We start from the raw sequence: 22,029 nt of genomic DNA, 5'->3' as shown, positions 1-22,029 counted from the left end.
ACCGGGGCACACCTTTTCGGTTAATTCATCAAATGACAGATCACTTTCAAATGCGCGAAGAAAATGAGGTCCGGGCGCGATGTCCTATGTGAACAACATAAAGATGTTCGTGCGTGTCTATGAATTGGGCAGCATGAGCGCGGCGGCCCGCGACCAGCGCACCTCGCCCGCCGTGGCCTCGGCCCGGATTTCCGAACTGGAAAAGCATCTGGGGGTGCGGCTGTTCAACCGCACCACGCGCAGCCTGCAACCGACGGAGAATGGCCGCATCTTCTATGAAGGCGCCCGCAAGGTGCTGGAGGCGATCGACGAGGCCGAGGCGGCGGTGGTCGATGTGACACAGAACCCGCGCGGCTCGATCTTCGTGGCGGCGCCGCTGGGCATCGGGCGGCGCTTCATCGCGCCGCATGTGCCTGCCTTCAAGGACATGTATCCGCAGATCGACGTGCGGCTGCGCCTGTCGGACCGGAATGTCGATGTCACAGCCGAGGGGCTGGACGTGGCCTTTCACCTTGGGCTTTTGGAAGACAGCACGCTGAAGGTGCGGCTGGTGGCGGATTGCCCGCGCGTGCTGTGCGCCGCACCCGCCTATATCGCCCGGCGTGGCATGCCGGTCGACGGGGCGGCGCTGGTCGCGGGGCATCACGACTGCCTCAACCTGCGCTTTCCGGGCGCGCGCGAGTTCCAGTGGACCCTGCAAACCCCAGAAGGCCCGCGCCGGTTTGAAATCACCGGCCCGTTTGAAAGTGACGATGGCGATGTGCTGACCGGCTGGGCGCTGGACGGGCGCGGCATCGTGATGAAGCCGATCTTCGAGGTGGCCGAACATCTGCGCGAGGGGCGGCTTGTGCCGGTGGCCACGGCGACGCCGCCCACGGCGACGCAGCTTTCCTGTCTCAGCCAGCACCGCCGCTTCCGCGATCCGAAGATCCGGCTGTTCGTCGATTTCATTGTGGCGCGGATCAAGGCTGACATGGCGGCGCGGATGCAGGGGCTGGTGCTGGAACCGAATGGCTGATGGCGCATTGTCCCCGGACGGCGCAGATCGGGGCCAGACGTTGACCAAGGTGCAAAGATGACGATCCCTCCCGCGACGATCTGCGTCGTCGCAAATCCCAAGTCGGGGCGCAACAGTCGCGACAAGGCCGCCATCGAGGCGGCCATGTCTGTGTTCGGGGGCGCGGCAGAACTGCGGCGCTGGCACAAGGGCGACGATCTGGAGGCCTTTGTGAACCGCGCGGTGGCGGATGGCTTTACCACCATCGTGGCTGCCGGGGGCGATGGCACGGTGATGGGCGTCGCCCATGCGCTGGTTGGCAGCGGCGTCAGCCTTGGCGTGCTGCCGCTGGGCACCTTCAACTACTTCGCGCGCGGTCTGGGCCTGCCGCAGGAACCAGCCGAAGCCGCGCGTGCCATCCTGCGCGGGCACCGCCGCAAGATCGCGGTGGGCAGCGTGAACGGTCAGGTGTTTCTCAACAACGCCTCGGTCGGGCTTTACCCCAGCATCCTGCAGGAGCGGGAGGATATCTATGCCCGCTGGGGGCGCTCGCGTCTGATGGCGCACTGGTCGGTGCTGCGCACGCTGGTACGTTTCCAGCGACCGATGCGCATGCGGCTGACAGCGGATGGGATCACCCATGACCTCGTAACGCCGCTGGTTTTCGTGGCGCGCTCTGCCTATCAGTTGCGCCGGTTCGGGCTGGAGGGCGAGAAGGCAATCAGCGACGACCGTTTCGCCGTCTATATCCTGCATGACGGCACGCGCTGGCAATTGCTGCGGCAGGCGCTGCGGCTGGCGACGGGACGGTTGCGCGCCGGGCAGGACATCGACCTGATGACGGCCGCGACGCTGGAAGTGGTAACAGAGCGCCCGCGTCCCCGTGTGGCTTTCGATGGTGAAAAGACCCGGATGCGGGTGCCGCTGTCCTTCCGCATCCAGCCCGACGCGCTGACGATTATCGTGCCGGATGCGGCTGACCGGGTCGAGGCATGACGCGACTGCTGCATCTGTCCGACCTGCATTTTGGCACGGTGACGCCGGGCCTGATCGCGCGGCTGCGCGAATCGGTGGCGCGGCTGCGGCCTGATCTGGTGGCGATTTCCGGCGATCTGACCCAGCGCGCGACGCCTGCGCAATTCGCCGAGGCGGCGGCGCTGATCGCGGAGTTCGGCTGTCCGGTGCTGACGGTGCCCGGCAATCACGACACCCCCTTGTGGAACCTGTGGGAGCGGCTGGCTCATCCCTGGCGCCGCTATCGCCGAGCGATCACCACGGATCTGGCGCCGGTCTGGAGCGGTCCGGGTGCCGTGGTGGCGGGGATCAACACCGCCAATCCGCTGGCGTGGAAACAGGGCCGCATCACGGGCGCGCAGCTGGATCATCTGGCACGCAGCTTTGCCGATGCAGGCCCGCGCGCGCGCGTCGTGGTGATGCATCACCCGCTGGAGCATCTGCCGGGCGAAAAGGAATGGCTGATGCAGGGCGCCGATCAGGCCCTGCGCCGCCTGCCGGAACTGGGTGCGCAGATCGTTCTGTCGGGCCATGTGCATGTCAGCCATGCCGGGCCGTTCACCAAGGCGCCGGGTCTTCTGTTTGTGCAGGCAGGCACAGGCCTGTCGACGCGCACCCGGACGGAACGCAACGCCTTCAACCTGCTGGTGCTTTCATCTGCCGAGGCCGAGGTCACCACATTTGTCGCGCAGGAAACCGGCCGTTACAGCGAAACCGGCAGCCGCCGTTTCGCGCTGGCCCCGCCATGATGGAGCCTCTGTGGGAGCGCGGCGGTTTCCGCATCGCCCACAGACCGGGGCAGGGCGAGGCGCTGGTCATCGCCTTTGCCAGCATCGGCCATGATGTGACGCGCATGCCCTCGCCCGAGTTCATGCGCAGCACGGCAGGCTTCCCCGCCCTGTTCGTGATGGACGAAGGCCGAAGCTGGGCCAGCGGCGCAGATTTCGCCCCCGGCCTTGTAGCGGCGCTGGCGGCCGTGCGGGCGCGTCAGCCGGTCAATCGCATCGTCAGCCTGGGCGTTTCCATGGGCGGTTTCTGCGCGCTGGCGGCCTCTGACGTGCTGCGGATCGACGCCACCCTCGCGTTCTCGCCGCAGTTCAGTGTCGATCCTGCGGTTATGCCCGGTGAAACCCGCTGGCGCGACTGGACCAGCCGCATCCCGGCCTTCCGGCCCGTCTGCGCCCCGCTGCAAGGCTGGGCCTGTCTGTTCCATGGCATGCAGGACGATGCAACGCAGGCACTGGCCTTCCCGCAGCAACCGGGAATCGACCAGTTCCTGTTCGCGGATCAGGGGCACAGCAGCCTCGCCCCGTATCTGCGGGCGCGCGGCGTGATGCGCGGGCTGATCGAAGCGGCCGTTGCGGGCGACCGCCGCCGCCTTGTGCGCATCGCCACTTCGGCGGGCGGGCGGCTTCGTGCGAAGGCTCAGCTGCCCCGGTAAGTCGAATAGGCGAAGGGCGAGATCAGCAGCGGCACATGGTAGTGCTGCCCGGCATCGGGAATTCCAAAGCGGATCGGGATTTCATCCAGAAACAGCACGCCTTCCCCCGCCTGACCGCTGGCGCGCAGATAGTCGCCTGCGAAGAATACCAGTTCATAGCTGCCCTCCTTCAGGGCATCGCCCGCCAGCATCGGCTGATCAGTGCGCCCGTCGGCATTGGTGACCACCTCGGCAATCTTGCGGTGGCTCTGGCCCGAGATACGGTAAAGCGCAATCCGCACCCCCGCCGCGGGCTTGCCGCGCGCCGTGTCCAGAACATGCGTTGTCAGGCGTCCGCCGCTCATTCCCTGCCTCTTTTCGCTGGTCATTCCTGCGCCAATCCTGCCCTGCTTCGCCACGCAATGCGACACCGGACTTGCCGGAAAGGTCTTTCGCAGATTTTTTGAAAAAATCTTCGGCGATCCAAGCCTAATCTGGCACCAGAATACCAGAGGGAAGAAGTATGGCACCCCGATACCCGCGCGATTTCCGTGGCCACGGCCCGACGCCCCCCGATGCGCAATGGCCGGGCGGCGCGAAAATCGCCGTTTCCATCGTGCTGAACTATGAAGAGGGCGGCGAGAACTGCCTGTTGCATGGCGATGCGCAATCCGAGGCCTTCCTGTCCGACATCGCAGGGGCCCAGCCCTGGCCGGGGCAGCGGCACTGGAACATGGAATCGATCTACGATTACGGCGCCCGCGCCGGGTTCTGGCGGCTGCACCGGCTGTTCACCGGGCGGAATATCCCCGTCACCATCTATGGCGTCGCCACCGCGCTGGCGCGTGCGCCGGAGCAGGTGGCGGCGATGCAGGCGGCCGGGTGGGAGATTGCCAGCCATGGCCTGAAATGGGTCGAGCACCGCGACATGCCCGAGGACGAGGAGCGTCGGCAGATCGCCGAGGCGATCCGCCTGCATACCGAGGTGACGGGCAGCCGCCCGACCGGCTGGTATACCGGACGCTGTTCGCTGAACACGGTGCGGCTGACCGCCGAACAGGGGCTGGACTGGATATCCGACACCTACGACGATGATCTGCCCTACTGGCTGGAAGCGGGCGACCGCGACCAGCTGGTCATCCCCTATACGCTGGAGGCGAATGACATGCGTTTCGCCACCGCGCCGGGCTATATCACCGGCGAGCAGTTCTTCCAGTATCTGAAAGACAGTTTCGACGTGCTTTATGCCGAGGGGCAGGCGGGGGCGGCCAAGATGTTCTCGATCGGGCTGCATTGCCGGCTGATCGGGCGTCCGGGCAAGATTGCCGGTCTGATGCGCTTCCTTGATTACGCGCAATCGCATGAGGGCGTCTGGTTCCCGCGCCGTATCGACATTGCCGATCACTGGCGCAAGACCCATCCCCACAAGCGGTTCGAACGGCCTTCGCAGATGGACCGCGCGCGTTTCGTGGCGCGTTTCGGGTCGATCTTCGAACATTCGCCCTGGATCGCGGAGCGGGCGTATGATCTGGAGCTCGGCCCCGCCCATGACAGTGCGGCGGGCCTGCACAATGCGCTGGCGCGGATGTTCCGCAGCGCCACGGCCGCCGAACGCATGGGCGTGCTGCACGCCCACCCTGATCTGGCGGGCAAGCTGGCGCAGGCGAAACGGCTGACCGAGGAAAGCACCGCCGAACAGGCCAGCGCCGCGCTGGATGCACTGACCGATGCGGAACGCGCGAATTTCGAGGCGCTGAATGCGGAATATACCGCAAAGCACGGTTTCCCCTTCATCATCGCCGTGCGTGACAACACGAAAGCCAGCATCCTCGCCGCCTTCCGCGCCCGCATCGCCAATGACACCGAGACCGAATTCGCGACCGCCTGCAAACAGGTGGAACGCATCGCCGAACTGCGGCTGAAGGACATCCTGCCATGACCGGCTATTACGCACCGCCCGGCGGCCTGCCGCCGCAAACCGCGCTGATGACCCAGCGCGCGGTTTTCACCGAGGCCTATGCCTTCATCCCAAAGGGTTGTTTTTCCGACATCGTGACCAGCTATCTGCCGGGCTGGAGCAAGACCCGGCTCTGGCTGATCGCGCGGCCGATGACCGGCTTTTCGGAAACCTTCAGCCAATATGTGATGGAGGTCGCGCCCGGAGGCGGCTCTGACGCGCCCGACCCGGAAAGCGGCGCGGAACACTGGCTGTTCTTCACCGGCGGTCTGGCGACCCTGACCATCGGCGGCGAGGGGCATGAGATGGAGGCCGGTTCCTACGCCTATATCCCGCCCGGCGCCCGCTGGACCCTGCTGGCCGAAGGTGGTGCACCGGCACGCTTCCACTGGCTGCGCAAGCTTTACGAACCTGCGCCGGGCGTCGCCGTGCCCGAAGCCACCGTGATCAATGAACGCGACCTCGCCCCGGTCCCGATGCCCGATACCGAAGGACGATGGGCCACCACCCGTTTCGTCGATCCAGCCGATGTGCGCCACGATGCGCATGTCAACATCGTTACCTTCCAGCCCGGCGGGCTGATCCCGTTTGAAGAGACGCATGTGATGGAACACGGGCTTTATGTGCTGGAGGGCAAGGCGGTCTACAAGCTGAACCGCGACTGGGTGGAGGTCGAGGCGGGCGATTTCATGTGGCTGCGTGCCTACTGCCCGCAGGCCTGTTACGCCGCCGGGCCGGGGCCGTTCCGCTATCTGCTGTACAAGGATGTCAACCGGCACGCCAAGCTGCGCGGCCCCGGTGCCTTCGGCCGCTAACACCTCCACGAAAGACCGACCATGTTGCAGATCCTCACCGAACCGCTGACCCCCGAGGCCTTCGCCCCCTTCGGCGATGTGCTGTCTGCCAGCGGTGCGCCGGACCGGATCATCAATCAGGGCTTCTGTGGCCGGTATCACGACCGCGCGCGGCTGGATTTCGGCCCGGAGGCCCGGGCGGGCCTGTCGATCTTCAAGGCGGTGCCGCGCGCCTTTCCCTATACGCTTGATATGGTGGAGCGTCACCCGGAGGGCAGTCAGGCCTTCATCCCGATGAGCGCCGATCCCTTCCTCGTGATCGTGGCCCCGGACGAAGGCGGCCACCCCGGTCGCCCGCGTGCTTTCGTCACCGACGGGACACAGGCGATCAACCTGCATCGCGGCACCTGGCACGGGGTGCTGACGCCGCTGCACGAACCCGGCCTTTTCGCCGTGGTCGACCGTATCGGCACCACGCCCAACCTTCAGGAACACTGGTTCCCCGAGCCTTACATGATCCTTCCTGCGCCATAAGCGGGGCCTAACCGGACCGCGACCCCCGGGGGAGGCGCGGAGACGGCGCGAAAAACAACTCCTCCGCAGGAAAGGGACAGAATGGCCTCCTCAACTCCGCATCCGGTGGATGAAATCCTGCCGGCCCCGAAACTCCTCGGCCTTGGCTTCCAGCATGTGCTGGTGATGTATGCCGGGGCCGTTGCCGTGCCGCTGATCATCGGTCGTGCGCTGAAACTTGACCCTGCCGACGTGGCTTTCCTCATCTCGGCCGATCTGTTTGTCTGCGGCATCGCCACTCTGATCCAGAGCCTTGGCGTGACCCAGTGGTTCGGCATCAGGCTGCCGGTGATGATGGGGGTGACCTTTGCCGCTGTCGGCCCGATGGTCGCCATGGCCAATGCCAATCCCGGCCCGGAAGGCGCGCGGGCGATCTTCGGGGCCATCATGGCCGCCGGTGTGATTTCCATGCTGATCGCCCCACTGGTGTCGAAGATGCTGCGCTTCTTCCCGCCGGTGGTGACGGGGACGATCATCCTGGTGATCGGTGTCAGCCTCATGCGGATCGGCATCAACTGGATCTTCGGCAACCCGTTCGGGCCGACCGCGCCTTCCATCGTTGATCCGGCCCATGCCGAGTGGCTGGCCGCGATGAAGGACGGCGCCGCTGCTGCGGGTCTGCCGCCTATGCCCGAGAAACTGGCCGCCGCCGCCAGCGTTCCGAACCCGGCCTATGCCCCCTTGGGCAATGTTGCCGTGTCGGCGGTGGTGCTGGTCTCGATCCTGATGATCGCGCGGTTTGCCAGGGGCTTCATCGCCAATATCTCGGTCCTGCTGGGCATCGTGATCGGCTGCGTGCTTGCCATTGCCATTGGCGCGATGAATTTCGACAAGGTGGCGAAGGCTGATGTCTTTGCTTTCATCACGCCCTTTCATTTCGGCATGCCGAGCTTTGATCCGGTGATGATCCTGACCATGGTGCTGGTGATGATCGTGGTGATGATCGAATCCACCGGCATGTTCCTCGCGCTGGGCGACATGACCGGGCGGCGTGTCGATCAGAAGGCGCTGGCCGCGGGCCTTCGCACCGATGGTCTGGGCACATTGATCGGCGGCATCTTCAACACCTTCCCCTATACCTCGTTCAGCCAGAATGTCGGCCTCGTCGGTGTGACGGGGATCAAGAGCCGTTTTGTCTGCGTCGCGGGTGGGATCATCCTGATCGTGCTGGGCTTGCTGCCGAAAATGGGGGCGCTGGTCGAATCGATCCCCACCATGGTGCTGGGCGGCGCGGGTCTCGTGATGTTCGGCATGGTGGCCGCGACCGGCGTGCGTATCCTTGCGGGTGTCAACTTCACCACCAACCGCAACAACCTGTTCGTCGTGGCGGTCAGCCTCGGCTTCGGGATGATCCCGCTGGTGGCGCCGAACTTCAAGCAATGGATGCCGCATGGTCTGCATCCGCTGATCGAAAGCGGCATCCTTCTGGCCTCCATCGCTGCCGTGGCGCTGAATGCCTTCTTCAACGGCGCCTCGGGCAGTGCCGAGGAGGCGAAGGTCGCTGCCAGCATGGCCGATCACTGATCGCCGACATGCGCCTGTCGCCCCCGGCCTTGCCGCCGGGGGCGTTTTCATGTTCCGTAGCGCCATGACGCAGATGCCCGCCACTGACGACCCGCTTGGTCCGATCCTGAACGTGCCGCCGCCTGCCCTGACCGAGGCAGAGTGTCTTGCGGCCGTCGCCGCACATTGGGGAATCGACGGCAGGCTGGAGCCACTGACATCGGAGCGTGATCTGAATTTTCGCCTCCGCACGGGGCAGGGCGATTTCGTGCTGAAGGTGGTGAACGCGGCCGAGGATGCGGGTGTCACCGAATTTCAGACCCTCGCGCTGGATCACATCGCCGCGCGCGACCCCGCCCTGCCGGTGCCCCGTGCAATACGCGCCCGCGATGGTGCGGCGAGTGTGCTGCTGGCGGGGGGCAACCGGATGCGGCTGCTGTCCTGGGTTGAGGGCGTGCCGATGCACCGTGCGCCCACTTCGGCCGCGCTGCGGCGGGGGATGGGCACCATGGCCGCGCGCCTGACCCGCGCGCTGGAAGGTTTTGACCACCCCGCTGCCCGGCATGTGCTGCAATGGGACATCAAACATGCCAGCCGCCTGCGCCCGCTGCTGCCCGCCATCGCCGATGCCGATCTGCGTGCGATCTGCACCCGCTGGCTCGACCGTTTTGATACGCATGTCGCGCCGCGTCTGCCTGGTCTGCCGTGGCAGGTGGTGCATGCCGACCTGAACCCGCATAACGTGCTGATCGCACCCGACGATCCCGCCCGCATCTCCGGTGTGCTGGATTTCGGCGATATGGTTTTTACCCCGCGCATCTGCGATCTGGCGGTGGCGGCGGCCTATCAGCTCAACCCCGACGAGGCCGAAGCCTCGCTCGCGCAAGTGGCCGAAGGCTGGGCCAGCATCCTGCCGCTGTTGCCGGTCGAGGCGGCGCTGCTGCGCGACCTGACCGCGATCCGCATGGTCACGACGCTGGCCATCACCAGCCACCGCGCCGCGCGGCAGCCCGGCAATGCCCCCTATATCCTGCGCAATTTCCCCGGCGCGCGGGCGGGCCTTCTGGCCCTGCCGTGCCCTGACTGACGAGGCCAGAATGACCCGCGAGACCATGCCCAACGCCTTCCGCCCCGGTGCGGTCGACCTGCCGCCCGAGGAAGCCGCACTGGTCGCGCGCCGTCAGGCCGCACTGGGCCCGGCCTACCGGCTCTTCTACGAACACCCGCTGCATCTGGTGCGGGGCGAGGGTGTCTGGCTGTATGACGCACAGGGCCGCAAGTATCTGGATACCTACAACAATGTCGCCTCCTGCGGCCATTGCCACCCGCGTATCGTGGCTGCCATGGCCGATCAGGCGGCGCTTTTCGCCAGCCACACCCGATACCTGCACGACACCGTGCTGACCCTCGCCGAGCGCCTGCTGGCCACGATGCCCGCGACGCTGGGCCATATGATGTTCACCTGCACCGGGTCCGAGGCCAATGACCTCGCGCTGCGCATCGCGCGGGCGCATACCGGTGGCGCCGGGATCATCGTCACCGAAAACGCCTATCACGGCGTCACGCAGAACGTGGCCGAATTCTCGCCCTCGCTGGGCGCGGGCGTGCCGCTGGGCGCCCATGTCCGCGTGGTGCCGCCGCCCGATCCGCGCCGCCTTGGCCACGACGTGGGGGCAGGCTTCGCGCAGGCTGTGCAGACCGCCATCGCCGATCTCGCGCGCCACGGTATCCGCCCCGCTGCGCTGATCGTCGACACCATCTTCTCCTCCGACGGCATTTTCGCCGATCCGCCCGGCTGCCTTGCCCCCGCTGTTGAGGCAATCCGCGCCGCCGGTGGCCTGTTCATCGCCGACGAGGTGCAACCCGGCTTCGGCCGCACCGGCGCTGGCATGTGGGGCTTCGCCCGGCATGGCGTGGTGCCCGACATGGTGTCGATGGGCAAACCGATGGGCAATGGCTACCCGGTCGCAGGCCTCGCCGTCCGACCTGAGGTCGTGGCCGAATTTGCCGGTCACGCCCGCTATTTCAACACCTTTGGCGGCAATGCCGTGGCGGCGGCGGTGGCCAATGCGGTGCTGGACGTGATCTCGGACGAAGGGCTGATCGCCAATTCCCGCACCACCGGCGCGCTCTTTGCCGATGGCCTGCAAAGCCTCGCCAAAGACCACGCCACCCTGGGCGATCTGCGCGCGGCAGGCCTGTTCCTCGGCCTAGACATCGTGGCCGATGGCGCCCCCGACGCGGCCCGCGCCGCCCGCATCGTGAACGGCTTGCGCGATGAGGGCGTGCTGATCTCGGCCACCGGCCCGCAGGGCCATGTGCTGAAAATCCGCCCGCCGCTGACCTTCAGCCCCGACAATGTCGCCTTCTTCCTCGACAAGATGCAGCGCGTCCTGCGCCGCCCGGGCTAAATCCCGTTGCTTCTTGTCAAAATACTCCGGGGTCCGGGGCAGAGCCCCGGTCCGCACCCCCGCCCCGCGCCGTCAGCCCATCAGCCGGGCAACATCCAGCATCCGGTTGGAAAAGCCCCATTCATTATCATACCAGCCGAACACGCGCAGCATGCCGCCGCGCGTGACGCGGGTTTCCGGGCAGGCCATGACGATGCTTTCCGCCCGCGCCCGCAGATCCGTAGAGACCAGCGGCCGGTCGGTCGCGCCGATCACGCCGCCCGCCGCACGGAAAGTGGCATTCACCGCCTCCACCTCGGCCGGACGCTCGGTCATGACACACAGATCCACTGCCGAAACGCTGGCCGTCGGCACCCGCACGGCTGACCCCTCCAGCCGTCCCGCCAGATCGGGCAGAACCAGATCGACCAATCGTTGCGCGGATGTCGTGGTGGGCACCATGCTCAGCGCCGCGGCGCGCGACCGCGCGAAATCGGCTGCAGGCGCGTCCACCGTGGGCTGGCTGCCGGTATAGCAATGGATCGTTGTCATTGACCCGGTGACGATGCCCCAATGCGCATGGATCAGCCGCGCCAGCGGCGCCAGCGCATTGGTGGTGCAGGAGGCGTTCGACACGATCACCTGATCCGCCAGCGCCGCGTCATTGGCGCCCAGAACCAGTGTCAGGTCCGCGGCTTTCGAGGGGCCGGAGATCAGCACCCGCCGTGCGCCGGCCTTCAGCCCGCGCTCCGCCACCGCGCGGCTGTCGGCGCGGCCCGTGCATTCCATCACCAGATCGGCGCCGGACAGATCAAGGCTGGAAATGTCCGGCGTGCGGTGCAGCGGAATCGCGCGCCCGTCGATTACCAGCGCGCCGGGCTCCAGCGCCACATGGCCGGGATATGGGCCGAAGACACTGTCAAATTCAAAGAGGTAGGCGCACATCTCGGGCGCTGCGATGTCATTGATCCCGACAATCTCGATCCCTGCGCAAGCGCCCTTTGCCCAGGCGCGCAGCACCGACCGCCCGATCCGGCCGAAGCCGTTGATGAAGACTCGCATCCGCGCCTCCCGCCTGTTGCGGGCCGAGGATGAGCATGCGGCGGGTCGGGATGCAAGGGGGGGATTTGATCATATCCCCCGGTTCCTGTCAGGTCCGCTCCAGCGCGATGAGATGGTTGTCCCAGTTCAGGGTATGACTGGCCAGCGGGCGCAGGCCGGAACCCGTCAGGGCCAGCACAGCGCCATTACCATCCGTCACCACGAACCCGCCCGGCCCGGCAGCGATGCCGCAGGCATCGGCACGGCGGAAGCTGGCCCTGAAGCTGCCGTCGGCAGCAAAGACCTGCACCGCCCCGCCGCGCGGCGAGGTCAGGGCGATCTCGCCCGTCTCGGGGCTATGCGCGATGGACCCGGCGTAGTTCTGCATGGTCAGTGCCTCGGTCTCGGGCACCGGACAGGCCGCCAGCGCGCCCGCCTGCCACAGCGCCAGAAGGGGCGGCGTTTCGGCGCTGTCGCCTTCCCATTGCATCGCGCAGGCGGCGCGGCCATCGGGCAGCAGTGCCAGATGGCGGGTGGAGTTCTGGTGCAGACCTTCGGGCAGTTCCGCCTTTGCCACCAGTGTGCCGTCCGGCGCGATACGGGCAAGGTTTGGCTGCATCGTATCGGTGTTCAGCTTGGTGCGGTCGGTCGGGTCGGTCTGGATGCCGCCATTGGCGACCAGCAGATCGTCCGACATCGGCAGGCGGCGGATGTCATGCGGGCCGATGCCGTGGGTCGGCATCTCGCCGATGCGCTGCCAGGTATCGCTGTCCCACAGGCCGATCCGCCCTTCGGAGCCTTCGGCGATGACCTCCGAGGTGTAAAGCACCGCGCCATCGGCGGAAAACGTGCCATGGCCGTTGAACTGCCGACCCTCCGGCGGGGTCAGCCGCGCGGTCTCGATCCCGCGGGCGCAGTCGATCACCAGCGCGAAGGTGCCCGGGCGGCGGGCGAAAGCCACGGCCAGCGGGCGTTCGGGATGGGCGGTGGCGGCATGGCCGCGCGCGGGCATCGGCAGGCCGAACAGGCTTTCGCCCGCCACGGTCAACCCATGCAGCGCATAGCTGCCATCGGGCAGGCGCGCGGCAGCCAGATAGGCGGGGCTTCCGGCATCGGCCCAGCTGAGCCGGGGCGTGGCGGCTGCGGCGGCGAGGGTCGCAAGGAAAGCGCGGCGTTGCATCGGATCAATCCCCGTCGGCCGAGTTGAAACCGACCGACGACCCCAGCGCGGGGGCGAGTTCGATGACAGCGGTTTCTGCAATGGCCTTGATGTTCTGTTGCAGGATCTGGGCTTTCAGCCACATGCCGGAGTCGTCCAGCCGGGCCAGATCGACCTTTTCGGCCTGTTTCAGCGCGCGGTCGAAAGCGGCATCGGTCTGCGGCAGCGGATCATGCAGTTGATGGGCCAGCCCGCGCAGCGCCTCCAGCGAGAGGGTGATGTCACGCAGGCTGCGGCCGGAAAGTCGCGCTTCGGCGCGTTCGGGGCGCGGGCGGTCCAGCGTGCCCAGCGGGCGACCCACCCGGCTGTCTGCGTTGAACTCGATCCCGGTAACCAGCGCGGTGAACAGCGCCTGCCGGGTTTCGCTGCGGTTCAGGTAGCGGCCATCGGGGCGGGGGTTGATCAGCGTTTCGGCAAAGCCCTTTTTCCATTCGCCGTCGATTTCCGCCGCCATCCGCGCCAGATCCTTTGCTGTGGCATGGGTCAGGGCGCAAGCGTAATCGCCCTGCGGCGGCTCGCTGGGCCAGAGCAGCCGTTCGAGTGCGAAGAAACCCCGCGCCGCCACCGATTGTTCGGCCATCCGATCCGTTGTCAGCGCAGCAGTGTCAGCCGCTTCCAGCAAGGCGCGCTGCTGTTTCTGGCCCAGCCCCTTCGGATCGGGCCAGAAGGCGATGGCCAGCACGCGGCCATCTTCCTCGACCGGACCCAGCCGCAGATGGGCGATGCCCAGCCAGGCATCGAAAGCCTCGTTCCAGGCGGCCTGCAACGGCTCGGTCTTGCAAGTGTCCAGTGCGGCGAGGGCGGCGGTCTTTTCCGCGAAACGGGCATAGCCGGGCAGAGCGTGTTTCTTCACCGCCTCGGCCACATCGGCATGGGCGGGCAGGGCGGTGGTCAGCAACAAGGCAGACAGGCAGAGACGGATCATCACAGGCTCTCCAGATAGGCGATGAGGGCCTCGCGGTCCCCGGTGGGAAGGTTGACAACCATGGCACGGGCAGCTTCGGCTTCGCCACCGTGCCAGAGGATGGCCTCCAGTATCGTGCGCGCGCGGCCATCATGCAGGAACTGGCTGTGGCCGGAAACCTGTTCGGTCAGACCGATGCCCCACAGGGGGGCGGTGCGCCATTCGCGGCCAGTGGCGCGGCCTTCGGGGCGGTTGTCGGCCAGACCCTCGCCCATGTCATGCAGCAACAGGTCCGTGAAGGGCCAGATCAGCTGGAAGCTTTGTTCCGGCTGGTCCTTCAGCCGGTTGGTGACGAATTTCGGCACATGGCAGGCGGCGCATTGTGCCTGATGGAAGATTTCTTTCCCGCGCAGGACTTGCGGATCATCCAGCCCGCGCCGTTCCGGCACGGCGAGGTTGCGGGAATAGAAGGTGACCAGATCAAGGCTTTGCGCATCAACCTCCAGCCCGTCACGGATGTCGGGTTCCTGCCCGTGCGGCGCCGTGCGGCAGGCGGTCTGCGCGGCGGTGCAATCCCCCCAGGGATCGGGATGCAGCGGGGTGGAAAGCCCCATGTCCCCCGCGAAGGCGCCTGCGCTTTGTTCCTTGATCGTCGGCGCACCGGCCTTGTGGCCAAAACGGCCCAGCATCGGTACGCCATATTCCGCACTCATCACGATATTCGGGCGGCCCGAGATGCCATCGCCATCAGCATCCTCTGGGTCGGCATGGGCAAGGATGTCAGCCGCCGGAATCGCCTCCAGCAGACCGAGGCCAATCATCTGCGGCGCCACGCGCGGTGAAAGCTGGATGTCCGGGGCCAGCGGGCCGTTGGCGGGGGCCTCGAACCGATAGGTCGGGTGGCGCAGGGAAACCACGGTGCCATCGGCCAGCGTCACCGGCTCTTCGCGCCAGTCGATGCCCATGCGTCCTTCGGGTGTCAGGCCGGGGGCTGCGAAGTCCTGCAACTGGCCGCCATAGGTCGGTTCGGGGCTTGTGGCGATGTAATCGGCTATCTCGGGCACCGGATTGCCGCCGGGCACCGAGAGCCGCAGGAAGATCGACACCCGCGGCTCGTCCGCGCCCTCGGGCGTATGGCCACGCCCGTCCTTGATATGGCAATCCTGACAGGCGCGGGCATTGTAGAAGGGCCCCAGCCCGTCGCTGGCCTTGGTCGAGGAAGGCGCCGCGACCCAGGTCTTGCGGAACAGCCCGTTGCCCAGCTTGAAATCCATCTCGCGGGCGAAGGGCATGTTTTCCGAGCTTTGCGAAAAGGCGTCGGCGGTGGCGATGGCGCGGGTGGTCGCGGCGCCGCCGGGTTTCGCCTCGAACTTCTCGGGGGCACTGAAATCGGTAGGGGGCGCAAGCACGCGGGCGATGCGGGCGGTTTCGGCCTTGGTGCGGGGGAGGACGGGCAGGTGCCGGTCGTCAAGCGTCTGGGCCATGGCGGGGGCTGCAAGCAGAAGCGCAGCCGTAAAGGCGAGGCGGTAAGTCATGTGAGTGCCGATGCGTCAGGGCGTATCCCGAGTTTTTTTATCGGGAGTTTTTGCCGCGCGCAATGCGTCGTTTTCACACGGTGCCGCGTCAAGCCTCTGACGCTGACACTTTCCTGTGAAGGGGCGGGGCCGGTGGCTGGCCCCGCCTGCGCTCATTCCGCCTGGCTGGCGGGTTTGGCGTTCAGCAGGCCGTATTTTTCTTCGCCCAGTTTCTCGTAAAGACCAAGCTGGGTTTCAAGGAAATCGATATGGCCTTCCTCGTCGGCGATCAGCGCATCGAACAGGGCGCGGCTGACGAAATCACCCACCGCATCGCAATGCTTGCGCGCCTCGATATACAGGGTGCGGGCGTCATGTTCACCCGCCAGATCGCATTCCAGCGTTTCCTTCACGGTCTGGCCGATGCGCAGCGGGTCAAGCTTTTGCAGGTTCGGATGACCCTCAAGGAAGATGATCCGCGCGATCAGCCGGTCGGCGTGCTGCATTTCCTCGATGCTTTCGGCGCGCGACTTGTCGGCCAGATGACCAAAGCCCCAATCTTCCTGAAGCCGGTAATGCAGCCAGTACTGGCTGACCGCCGTCAGTTCGGAGCGCAGCGCGGCATTCAGATATTCGATGACCTTTGCATCGCCTTTCATGGGGTTCCTCATTCGTTGCTCGGGCTGCGCAGGCATCCCGACGGGCTTCGTGTGAATGAAACGCTATGCCACTGTCCGCAGCCTGTCCATGGGTGGGCGGCATAATTTAGAATAATTCTAAAAATTGCGAACTTCAGCCGATCCGGCGCTGACGCATTGCGGTCAGCACGGGCGGGCGGGCGGGTTGGTCGGCAACACCGAAACTGTCGCAGGACCGCATCGTATCCAGCAGCAGGGGCATGCAGCCGCCGCAATCGGCCCGCTTACCAAGCGCGTGATAGATCTTGCCGGGGGTTACGATGGTTTCAGGATCGGCGGCGCGCATCCAGTCGACGGCGGCGCGGATCTCGTGATCGGTGATATTCATGCAGTGGCAGACGATCATGGCAACCTCGTCCCGGAGGGGGGAAGGGGGCGCGTGTGTCGCCCCCTTGCGGGATCACTGGAAAACGGCGTCGGGGTTGTCGAGACTGTCAGAGCCTTCGAACGCTGTCCCAGAAATGCCCAGCAGGCGCACGACACGCTCGATCGAGGCGGTCTGCGTCACCAGTGCATCGACGGCACCCATGATCAGCGCCTCGCCCTTCTTGTCGCCCGGAGCAAGCATCTGGTCATAGGCAAAGCCGCCCTCGGCCGCTGCCTTGACCGCGCCCAGAGCCTCTACCGAAGCGTCGAGCCGCGCGCGCAGTTCGGTATCCAGCGCGCCATCCTTCTCTGCCACCAGTTCCGACAGCGAAGGGCCGGAAACCGTGCTGCCATCGGGCCGGGTATAGCTGGCCAGATAGACGTTCCGAATGCCGACACCATCGTAGTAATGGCTGTTATGGGTATTGTCCGAGAAGCAATCATGCTCCTCCTCGGGGTCGTTCAGCATCAGGCCCAGTTTCATCCGCTCGCCCGCCAGCTCGCCGTAGGACAGCGAGCCCATACCCATCAGGATAGCCTGCACGCCCTTGGCCGGATCGTCAGTCACCACGGCGCGGGCTGCACCACCTTCGGCCCAGTCGCCCGCCATTTCCTCCAGATCCGCCACCAGAAGGTCGCTCGCGGCTTTCAGATAAGCACCCCTCCGGTCGCAATTGCCGCCGGTGCAGCCGTCGCCGGTGAGGTAATCGGTGTACGGGCGGTTGCCCGCCCCCGGCGCGGTGCCATTCAGATCCTGCCCCCAGAGCATGAATTCGATGGCGTGATAGCCCGAAGCCACATTGGCCTCGATCCCGTCAGCCTCGTGCAGGGTTTCCCTGATCAGCGCGGGCGTGATCGTGGTGGCATCCACTTCGGTGCTGCCGATGCTGAACTTCGGCGTCGCGATCACGTTCAGCGTGGACAACGGGTTTTCCTCGGACTGGCCATAGCCGGGGTCGACATAGTCGATCAGCCCCTCGTCCAGCGGCCAGGAATTCACCCGGCCCTCCCAGTCATCGACCACCGGATTGCCGAAGCGGAAGGCCTCGGTCTGCTGATAGGGCACGCGGGCTGCAAGCCAGGCGCTGCGCGCGGCCTGGAGCGTGGCCTCCGACGGGGTGGCAATCAGCGCATCCACTGCCGTTTGCAGCGCCTTCGCCGTGGCAAGGCTGTCACCATACCCGGCCTGAGCGATATCGGCATAGGTCTTGACGACCTCGGCCTCGGTCACGGCGAAGGCAGGCAGGGCGGCGGTCGACAGAAGGGCGGGCAGAAGGATGCGTTTCATTCCGGGGTCCGTTACTTGGTGAGGATCAGTTTGCCCGCCCGCGTGATGCGCAGCGAATAGACCTGACCGTGCAGCACGATCCGCGCCAGATTGCCGCCCGCAGTCAGGGCAAGGGCGTCATGGCTGGGGGTGGTGTCGGCAGGCAGGGACATCAGGGCACGGGGATCGACTTGCATGTTCATCGGGGCATCTCCATCCGGTCGAAAAGGGCCATGAGGTCCGGCGACGCGGGGATCAGCCCGTTCAGCGACTGGCGGATCATCTCGATCACCAGCGGTTCGGGTCTGGGTTCGGCCAAAGGGCCGGTATCATTCGCTTTCATCTGGACCTCGGGTGTTGCGGCGGTCTGCGCGGGGCATCCGGGCTGACCCGAGGGGGTTGGCTTGGATGGGGATAAGGTGACAAAATCACTCGGCTTTGTAAAGTCTGATTCTTTCACTTGGTTTTTGTATCGGTTCTGCCGCGCCGGATGCTCGGTTTCCGGCTGTTGCAAGCTTGCACTATCGCGTGGGCGATGATCTTGGTACGAATGGTGCAGGCTGGGGGGCCGGGTTACGGACGATACATGAAACAGGCACTCCTTGCCGCAGCACTCGCGGCCTTTTCACTTTCCGGACATTCTGCCGCCGCGCAGGAGCGTGTGACCCTTGGTTTCGCGCGAATCTTCAACAATGACGCAATTGGTGACACGAAGGACCGCTGGCGCACGGGGTCTTACAGCGTCAGCCGTTTCCGGGCGGAACGCTGGGATGGTCACCTGCCCGCCACCTTTGGCGAATTGCTGGAGGTGCGTCTGCGGGCCGAGATCATTGCCCCGGAATCGCTGACCAATCCGACACCGGATCGCCGCTATGTCGGCATCATCGCGCCGGGGATCGCGACTCATTTCGACATGGGCGGGTTTGAAACCCGCGTCGGTCTGGATCTGGTGATCACCGGGCCGCAGACCGGCGTGGGCCGCTTCCAGCGCGATATTCACAAGATGTTCGGCTTCGACCGGCCCACCGTGCTCGACAGCCAGATCCCCGACGGTTTTCACCCGACACTGGAGGCCGAGATCGGCCGCAACATTGAGGTGACGGAGCGTCTGACGCTGCGCCCCTTTGTCGAGGCGCAGGCCGGTGTGGAAAGCTTCGTTCGGGTTGGCGGTGACGTTGTGCTGGGCGATTTCGGGCGCGGCGGGCTGTTCGCGCGCGATGTGGTGACGGGGCAGCGGGCGCTGGGGATCGAACGCGACGTGGCGCAAGGCTTCAGCCTGACGCTGGGCGGCGATGTGGCGCGCGTCTTCGACAGCGAATACCTGCCTTCGGGCGGTACGGCCGATCTGGCTGACAGCCGCAGTCGCCTGCGCGCCGGTGTGCACTGGCAGGGCGAACGCGCTGCGGCCTTCTATGGCGTCACCTGGCTGGGCAAGGAATATGAAAGTCAGCCGGAAGGGCAGGTCGTTGGTTCGCTGCGCGTGAACCTCCGCTTCTGACTGTTCCCACGCATTCGGAAATGTGTGTTTAGCAGGCGGATTGTTGCCGATTTGACATAGCCAAGCCTGAGTCGGCCTGTTAACCTGTTCGCATAAAAATAAAACGAGCAGGCAGAACAGGCATGAAAACGGGCTCTCGGGGCACGTTCGTCATTTCTTGGTCGCAGACAGAAACAGATGGCATTCGGGCTGCCACGCCCGATGTGCTGGCGGTGGGCGCCTCCTGGCGCTGGACCGGCGCGCCGGTGCGGGTGGATGGCCCGCAATCGGTGCTGGTTCTGGAGGCGGCCGAGAATATGGCCGACATCCGCAAACGTGCGGCGCGTATGGTGCGCCGACTGATCGGCGCATCGCTGAGCGCCAGTCTTGAGGAACGCGCAGCCGCACTGGCCGCGCCGGAACAGGATGAGGCGGAACCTGAACAGGGTGTCGTGGTGACCGACGGGCTGCAAAGCTGGTGCGTCACGCTGATCGCGGTGCCCGATACCGGCAGCACGCTGGCCATGTTTGTCGACGATCTGCCCCCGGCCGACCGCGATCTGTGGGTGGTGCGGACCTCCGTTGACCGGACACAATCCGGGGCGGGGGCGCGGCAGGCGGGCGGGGTGATCTGTTTCACCCCCGATACCCGCATCGCCACTCCCGATGGTCCGAGACTGATCCAGCATCTGCGCCCCGGTGATCGGGTGCTGACCCGCGACAATGGCCCGCAAGAGATTCTGTGGACCGGCAGCCGCCGCATGTCGGGCGCCCGGCTTTATGCCATGCCGCATCTGCGCCCGGTGCGCTTTCGCGCGGGCGCTTTCGGCAGTGGCCGGCCTGAAGATGACCTCCTGGTCTCGCCGCAGCACCGGATGCTGGTGACGGGCGCCGCCGCGCGGGCGCTGTTCAATACCGATGAAGTGCTGGTCGCGGCCGAGGATCTGCTGAACGATCACAGCATTCTGGTCGATCATGCACTGCGTGAAGTCACCTATGTGCATCTGCTGCTGGAAGGGCATAACATCGTCTTTGCCAACGGGATGGAGACGGAAAGCTTCCACCCGGCGAATACCGCTCTGGATACGCTGAGCCCGGAAAGCCGCGCCAGCCTGCTGGCGCTGATGCCGGGGGTGGAGGCCAATCCCGAGCGTTATGGCGACTATGCGCGGCGCAATCTCTCGGCCTCGGAAGCCGCGATCCTGCGGCATGACATGGCGGCGTGATCCGCGCCTGTTGACAGCCCCGTTTTGCGCTGTATAAGCGCCCGGTCCCGCAAGCGATTGCGGGGCTTTCCATTGGTGTTGGTGGCCCCCGCAAGGGGTAGCCTGTCGCCCCTGAAACCCGCAAGGGTAAAGGGGAAAGGACAACGCCCTTCTCGCCCGACGCCTGAACGGGCCGACAACGACAGATCGGGAACCGCGCGGCATTCGCTGCCCGTGACCCGAAAATCGGAAACCGGCTTTCGGACAGGTCGAGGGAGCCAACAAAGAAGGAGATCAGCGATGACCAAACGCACCGCTGCCAAGTACAAGATCGACCGCCGCATGGGCGAGAACATCTGGGGCCGTTCCAAATCCCCGATCAACAAGCGCGAATACGGTCCGGGCCAGCACGGCCAGCGCCGCAAGGGCAAGCTGTCGGACTTCGGTACGCAGCTGCGCGCCAAGCAGAAGCTGAAAGGCTACTACGGCGACCTGACCGAAAAGCAGTTCCGCCGCATCTATGCCGAAGCCGAGCGTGTGAAGGGCGACACGGGTGAAAACCTCGTCGGCCTGCTGGAGCGTCGCCTGGACGCGATCGTGTATCGCGCCAAGTTCGTGCCGACCGTCTTTGCCGCCCGCCAGTTCGTGAACCACGGCCATGTGACCGTGAACGGCCAGCGCGTGAACATCGCTTCGTATCGCTGCAAGGAAGGCGATGTGATCGAAGTTCGTCAGAAGTCCAAGCAACTGGCCATCGTGCTGGAAGCTGTCGCGCTGACCGAGCGTGACGTGCCGGATTACCTGGAAGTCGACCACTCCAAAATGACCGCGAAATTCGTGCGCACCCCGGCCCTGTCGGACGTGCCCTATCCGGTCGTCATGGAACCGAACCTCGTCGTCGAATACTACGCGAAGAACTGATCCTTCGCGGGACTTGTGCTTGGGAAGGGCCTGCCGCGCGCAGGCCCTTTTCTTTTGTCCCTGCCATCCCTATCTCGCGCGCGGGGCAGGACAAAACGGGACAGGATACCGCGCATGACCACTGACAAGAATTCGCTTGAGGCCAGGTTCGAACAGGGGCTGTTCGCCTCGCGCTGGCTGATGGCGCCGATGTATCTGGGGCTGGTCATCAGCCTTGCCATGCTGACCATCGTCTTCACCAAGGAGCTGGTCTATTACGCTGCCAAGACCTTCACGCTCACCGCGGATCAGGCGATTCTGGCCATTCTGACGCTGATCGACCTGTCGCTGGCGGCCAATCTTCTGCTGATCGTGCTATTCTCGGGGTACGAGAACTTCGTCTCGAAACTGGACCTCGGCGATTCACGCGACCGGCCAAGCTGGATGGGCAAGGTCGATTTCTCGGGGCTGAAGATGAAGCTGATCGCCTCGATCGTGGCGATCTCGGGCATCCATCTTCTGAAGGTCTTCATGGAACTGGGCAAGACCAGCGGCGAGGGGCTGAACGGGGACAAGCTGTTCTGGCTGGTGACGATCCATCTGACCTTTGTCGTCTCGGGCGTGCTGCTGGCGCTGATGGACTGGCTGGCCGCGCGCACGAGCAAACACTGAACGGCGCGGAAAGCGGGGCTTTGGGGTCGCGTTTGCGGTCCTTTCGTCCCGCTGCGCGCATATCGCGCTGGCATTGGATCGGGTCGCCCGCTAAACCCGGGCGGCAGATTATGGAGCT

24 protein-coding genes are annotated in these 22,029 nt (G+C 65.6%); 14 read left to right on the top strand and 10 right to left on the bottom strand.

The window, feature by feature from the left end:
• Window positions 1-79 precede the first annotated feature (79 nt).
• Genes IE126_RS11655 through IE126_RS11640 form a run of 4 tightly spaced genes read left to right on the top strand, consistent with a single transcriptional unit; the run spans window position 80 to window position 3,452 of the window.
• A complete protein-coding gene (locus tag IE126_RS11655; RefSeq protein WP_189381074.1) occupies window positions 80-1,018 on the top strand; it encodes a LysR family transcriptional regulator in 939 nt (312 codons plus the stop codon).
• A 57-nt stretch (window positions 1,019-1,075) separates the two neighbouring features.
• Window positions 1,076-1,993: a diacylglycerol/lipid kinase family protein gene (locus IE126_RS11650; protein WP_189381073.1), complete on the top strand. Its 918-nt coding sequence runs from the start codon at window positions 1,076-1,078 to the stop codon at window positions 1,991-1,993.
• A complete protein-coding gene (locus IE126_RS11645; protein WP_189381072.1) occupies window positions 1,990-2,760 on the top strand; it encodes a metallophosphoesterase family protein in 771 nt (256 codons plus the stop codon). The genes IE126_RS11650 and IE126_RS11645 overlap by 4 nt, the downstream gene beginning before the upstream one ends.
• Entirely contained in the window at window positions 2,757-3,452 is a 696-nt protein-coding gene (locus IE126_RS11640; RefSeq protein ID WP_189381071.1) for a hypothetical protein, read from the top strand. Before IE126_RS11645 ends, IE126_RS11640 begins: the two co-directional genes overlap by 4 nt.
• On the opposite strand, the gene uraH is transcribed toward IE126_RS11640, so the two are convergent.
• Complete coding sequence (uraH, locus tag IE126_RS11635; RefSeq protein WP_054304623.1) at window positions 3,437-3,796, bottom strand: hydroxyisourate hydrolase; 360 nt, start codon at window positions 3,794-3,796, stop codon at window positions 3,437-3,439. The genes IE126_RS11640 and uraH overlap by 16 nt on opposite strands.
• A 158-nt stretch (window positions 3,797-3,954) precedes the next feature.
• Here uraH and puuE point away from each other — a divergent pair, with 158 nt between their 5' ends.
• From puuE to IE126_RS11605, 6 genes are all read left to right on the top strand, one after another.
• Complete coding sequence (gene puuE / locus IE126_RS11630; protein WP_189381070.1) at window positions 3,955-5,370, top strand: allantoinase PuuE; 1,416 nt, start codon at window positions 3,955-3,957, stop codon at window positions 5,368-5,370.
• Window positions 5,367-6,203 carry a bifunctional allantoicase/(S)-ureidoglycine aminohydrolase gene (locus IE126_RS11625; protein ID WP_108130205.1) on the top strand — a complete coding sequence of 279 codons (837 nt, stop codon included), beginning with the start codon at window positions 5,367-5,369 and terminating at the stop codon, window positions 6,201-6,203. The genes puuE and IE126_RS11625 overlap by 4 nt, the downstream gene beginning before the upstream one ends.
• A gap of 21 nt (window positions 6,204-6,224) precedes the next feature.
• Window positions 6,225-6,716, top strand: coding sequence for an ureidoglycolate lyase (locus IE126_RS11620; RefSeq protein ID WP_189381069.1), 492 nt, complete (start codon window positions 6,225-6,227; stop codon window positions 6,714-6,716).
• Window positions 6,717-6,797: 81 nt separating this feature from the next.
• The gene (locus tag IE126_RS11615) at window positions 6,798-8,279 is read left to right on the top strand and encodes a nucleobase:cation symporter-2 family protein (RefSeq protein ID WP_189381068.1); all 1,482 of its coding nucleotides are present in this window, start codon (window positions 6,798-6,800) and stop codon (window positions 8,277-8,279) included.
• Between the two features lie 49 nt (window positions 8,280-8,328).
• Entirely contained in the window at window positions 8,329-9,345 is a 1,017-nt protein-coding gene (locus IE126_RS11610) for a phosphotransferase (protein ID WP_229825426.1), read from the top strand.
• Between the two features lie 10 nt (window positions 9,346-9,355).
• Entirely contained in the window at window positions 9,356-10,669 is a 1,314-nt protein-coding gene (locus IE126_RS11605) for an aspartate aminotransferase family protein (protein ID WP_189381067.1), read from the top strand.
• 72 nt (window positions 10,670-10,741) lie between these two features.
• Here IE126_RS11605 and IE126_RS11600 read toward each other — a convergent pair whose 3' ends face one another.
• The 9 genes from IE126_RS11600 to IE126_RS11560 form a co-directional block, all read right to left on the bottom strand.
• Entirely contained in the window at window positions 10,742-11,710 is a 969-nt protein-coding gene (locus tag IE126_RS11600) for a type I glyceraldehyde-3-phosphate dehydrogenase (protein ID WP_189381066.1), read from the bottom strand.
• 88 nt (window positions 11,711-11,798) lie between these two features.
• The gene (locus tag IE126_RS11595) at window positions 11,799-12,869 is read right to left on the bottom strand and encodes a DUF1513 domain-containing protein (RefSeq protein WP_189381065.1); all 1,071 of its coding nucleotides are present in this window, start codon (window positions 12,867-12,869) and stop codon (window positions 11,799-11,801) included.
• Window positions 12,870-12,873: 4 nt separating this feature from the next.
• A complete protein-coding gene (locus IE126_RS11590; protein WP_189381064.1) occupies window positions 12,874-13,833 on the bottom strand; it encodes an imelysin family protein in 960 nt (319 codons plus the stop codon).
• Entirely contained in the window at window positions 13,833-15,347 is a 1,515-nt protein-coding gene (locus tag IE126_RS11585) for a di-heme oxidoreductase family protein (protein ID WP_189381063.1), read from the bottom strand. Before IE126_RS11585 ends, IE126_RS11590 begins: the two co-directional genes overlap by 1 nt.
• A 152-nt stretch (window positions 15,348-15,499) precedes the next feature.
• The gene (bfr, locus tag IE126_RS11580; protein ID WP_054304614.1) at window positions 15,500-15,985 is read right to left on the bottom strand and encodes a bacterioferritin; all 486 of its coding nucleotides are present in this window, start codon (window positions 15,983-15,985) and stop codon (window positions 15,500-15,502) included.
• Window positions 15,986-16,118: 133 nt separating this feature from the next.
• Complete coding sequence (locus tag IE126_RS11575) at window positions 16,119-16,370, bottom strand: (2Fe-2S)-binding protein (RefSeq protein WP_108130197.1); 252 nt, start codon at window positions 16,368-16,370, stop codon at window positions 16,119-16,121.
• A 54-nt stretch (window positions 16,371-16,424) separates the two neighbouring features.
• Window positions 16,425-17,678, bottom strand: a complete 1,254-nt coding sequence (locus tag IE126_RS11570) for an imelysin family protein (RefSeq protein WP_189381062.1) — start codon at window positions 17,676-17,678, stop codon at window positions 16,425-16,427.
• A gap of 11 nt (window positions 17,679-17,689) precedes the next feature.
• Window positions 17,690-17,860 carry a hemin uptake protein HemP gene (gene hemP / locus IE126_RS11565; protein WP_082401175.1) on the bottom strand — a complete coding sequence of 57 codons (171 nt, stop codon included), beginning with the start codon at window positions 17,858-17,860 and terminating at the stop codon, window positions 17,690-17,692.
• Entirely contained in the window at window positions 17,857-18,000 is a 144-nt protein-coding gene (locus tag IE126_RS11560; RefSeq protein WP_158640745.1) for a hypothetical protein, read from the bottom strand. Before IE126_RS11560 ends, hemP begins: the two co-directional genes overlap by 4 nt.
• Before the next feature lie 243 nt (window positions 18,001-18,243).
• Here IE126_RS11560 and IE126_RS11555 point away from each other — a divergent pair, with 243 nt between their 5' ends.
• From IE126_RS11555 to IE126_RS11540, 4 genes are all read left to right on the top strand, one after another.
• Window positions 18,244-19,155, top strand: a complete 912-nt coding sequence (locus IE126_RS11555; protein WP_189381061.1) for a lipid A-modifier LpxR family protein — start codon at window positions 18,244-18,246, stop codon at window positions 19,153-19,155.
• 122 nt (window positions 19,156-19,277) lie between these two features.
• Complete coding sequence (locus IE126_RS11550; protein WP_054304610.1) at window positions 19,278-20,360, top strand: Hint domain-containing protein; 1,083 nt, start codon at window positions 19,278-19,280, stop codon at window positions 20,358-20,360.
• A gap of 279 nt (window positions 20,361-20,639) precedes the next feature.
• Window positions 20,640-21,260, top strand: coding sequence for a 30S ribosomal protein S4 (gene rpsD / locus IE126_RS11545; RefSeq protein ID WP_054304609.1), 621 nt, complete (start codon window positions 20,640-20,642; stop codon window positions 21,258-21,260).
• Window positions 21,261-21,374: 114 nt separating this feature from the next.
• The gene (locus IE126_RS11540) at window positions 21,375-21,911 is read left to right on the top strand and encodes a TIGR00645 family protein (protein WP_054304608.1); all 537 of its coding nucleotides are present in this window, start codon (window positions 21,375-21,377) and stop codon (window positions 21,909-21,911) included.
• Window positions 21,912-22,029: the final 118 nt, after the last annotated feature.

Source organism: Gemmobacter nanjingensis, assembly GCF_014652195.1.
Classification (GTDB): Bacteria; Pseudomonadota; Alphaproteobacteria; order Rhodobacterales; family Rhodobacteraceae; genus Gemmobacter; species Gemmobacter caeni.
The sequence above is the reverse complement of the archived record's forward strand: the minus strand, read 5'-3'. Positions and strand labels throughout refer to the sequence as shown.

Bases quoted from the DNA above. Each gene is read 5' to 3' on its own strand.
- bfr (WP_054304614.1), bottom strand. From the start codon at position 15,985: ATGAAAGGCGATGCAAAGGTCATCGAATATCTGAATGCCGCGCTGCGC.
- uraH (WP_054304623.1), bottom strand. From the start codon at position 3,796: ATGAGCGGCGGACGCCTGACAACGCATGTTCTGGACACGGCGCGCGGC.
- IE126_RS11600 (WP_189381066.1), bottom strand. From the start codon at position 11,710: ATGCGAGTCTTCATCAACGGCTTCGGCCGGATCGGGCGGTCGGTGCTG.
- IE126_RS11570 (WP_189381062.1), bottom strand. From the start codon at position 17,678: ATGAAACGCATCCTTCTGCCCGCCCTTCTGTCGACCGCCGCCCTGCCT.
- IE126_RS11620 (WP_189381069.1), top strand. From the start codon at position 6,225: ATGTTGCAGATCCTCACCGAACCGCTGACCCCCGAGGCCTTCGCCCCC.
- IE126_RS11650 (WP_189381073.1), top strand. From the start codon at position 1,076: ATGACGATCCCTCCCGCGACGATCTGCGTCGTCGCAAATCCCAAGTCG.
- IE126_RS11610 (WP_229825426.1), top strand. From the start codon at position 8,329: ATGTTCCGTAGCGCCATGACGCAGATGCCCGCCACTGACGACCCGCTT.
- IE126_RS11595 (WP_189381065.1), bottom strand. From the start codon at position 12,869: ATGCAACGCCGCGCTTTCCTTGCGACCCTCGCCGCCGCAGCCGCCACG.
- IE126_RS11540 (WP_054304608.1), top strand. From the start codon at position 21,375: ATGACCACTGACAAGAATTCGCTTGAGGCCAGGTTCGAACAGGGGCTG.
- hemP (WP_082401175.1), bottom strand. From the start codon at position 17,860: ATGAACATGCAAGTCGATCCCCGTGCCCTGATGTCCCTGCCTGCCGAC.
- IE126_RS11575 (WP_108130197.1), bottom strand. From the start codon at position 16,370: ATGATCGTCTGCCACTGCATGAATATCACCGATCACGAGATCCGCGCC.
- IE126_RS11555 (WP_189381061.1), top strand. From the start codon at position 18,244: ATGAAACAGGCACTCCTTGCCGCAGCACTCGCGGCCTTTTCACTTTCC.
- IE126_RS11655 (WP_189381074.1), top strand. From the start codon at position 80: ATGTCCTATGTGAACAACATAAAGATGTTCGTGCGTGTCTATGAATTG.
- puuE (WP_189381070.1), top strand. From the start codon at position 3,955: ATGGCACCCCGATACCCGCGCGATTTCCGTGGCCACGGCCCGACGCCC.
- rpsD (WP_054304609.1), top strand. From the start codon at position 20,640: ATGACCAAACGCACCGCTGCCAAGTACAAGATCGACCGCCGCATGGGC.
- IE126_RS11615 (WP_189381068.1), top strand. From the start codon at position 6,798: ATGGCCTCCTCAACTCCGCATCCGGTGGATGAAATCCTGCCGGCCCCG.
- IE126_RS11560 (WP_158640745.1), bottom strand. From the start codon at position 18,000: ATGAAAGCGAATGATACCGGCCCTTTGGCCGAACCCAGACCCGAACCG.
- IE126_RS11550 (WP_054304610.1), top strand. From the start codon at position 19,278: ATGAAAACGGGCTCTCGGGGCACGTTCGTCATTTCTTGGTCGCAGACA.
- IE126_RS11645 (WP_189381072.1), top strand. From the start codon at position 1,990: ATGACGCGACTGCTGCATCTGTCCGACCTGCATTTTGGCACGGTGACG.
- IE126_RS11590 (WP_189381064.1), bottom strand. From the start codon at position 13,833: ATGATCCGTCTCTGCCTGTCTGCCTTGTTGCTGACCACCGCCCTGCCC.
- IE126_RS11585 (WP_189381063.1), bottom strand. From the start codon at position 15,347: ATGACTTACCGCCTCGCCTTTACGGCTGCGCTTCTGCTTGCAGCCCCC.
- IE126_RS11625 (WP_108130205.1), top strand. From the start codon at position 5,367: ATGACCGGCTATTACGCACCGCCCGGCGGCCTGCCGCCGCAAACCGCG.
- IE126_RS11605 (WP_189381067.1), top strand. From the start codon at position 9,356: ATGACCCGCGAGACCATGCCCAACGCCTTCCGCCCCGGTGCGGTCGAC.
- IE126_RS11640 (WP_189381071.1), top strand. From the start codon at position 2,757: ATGATGGAGCCTCTGTGGGAGCGCGGCGGTTTCCGCATCGCCCACAGA.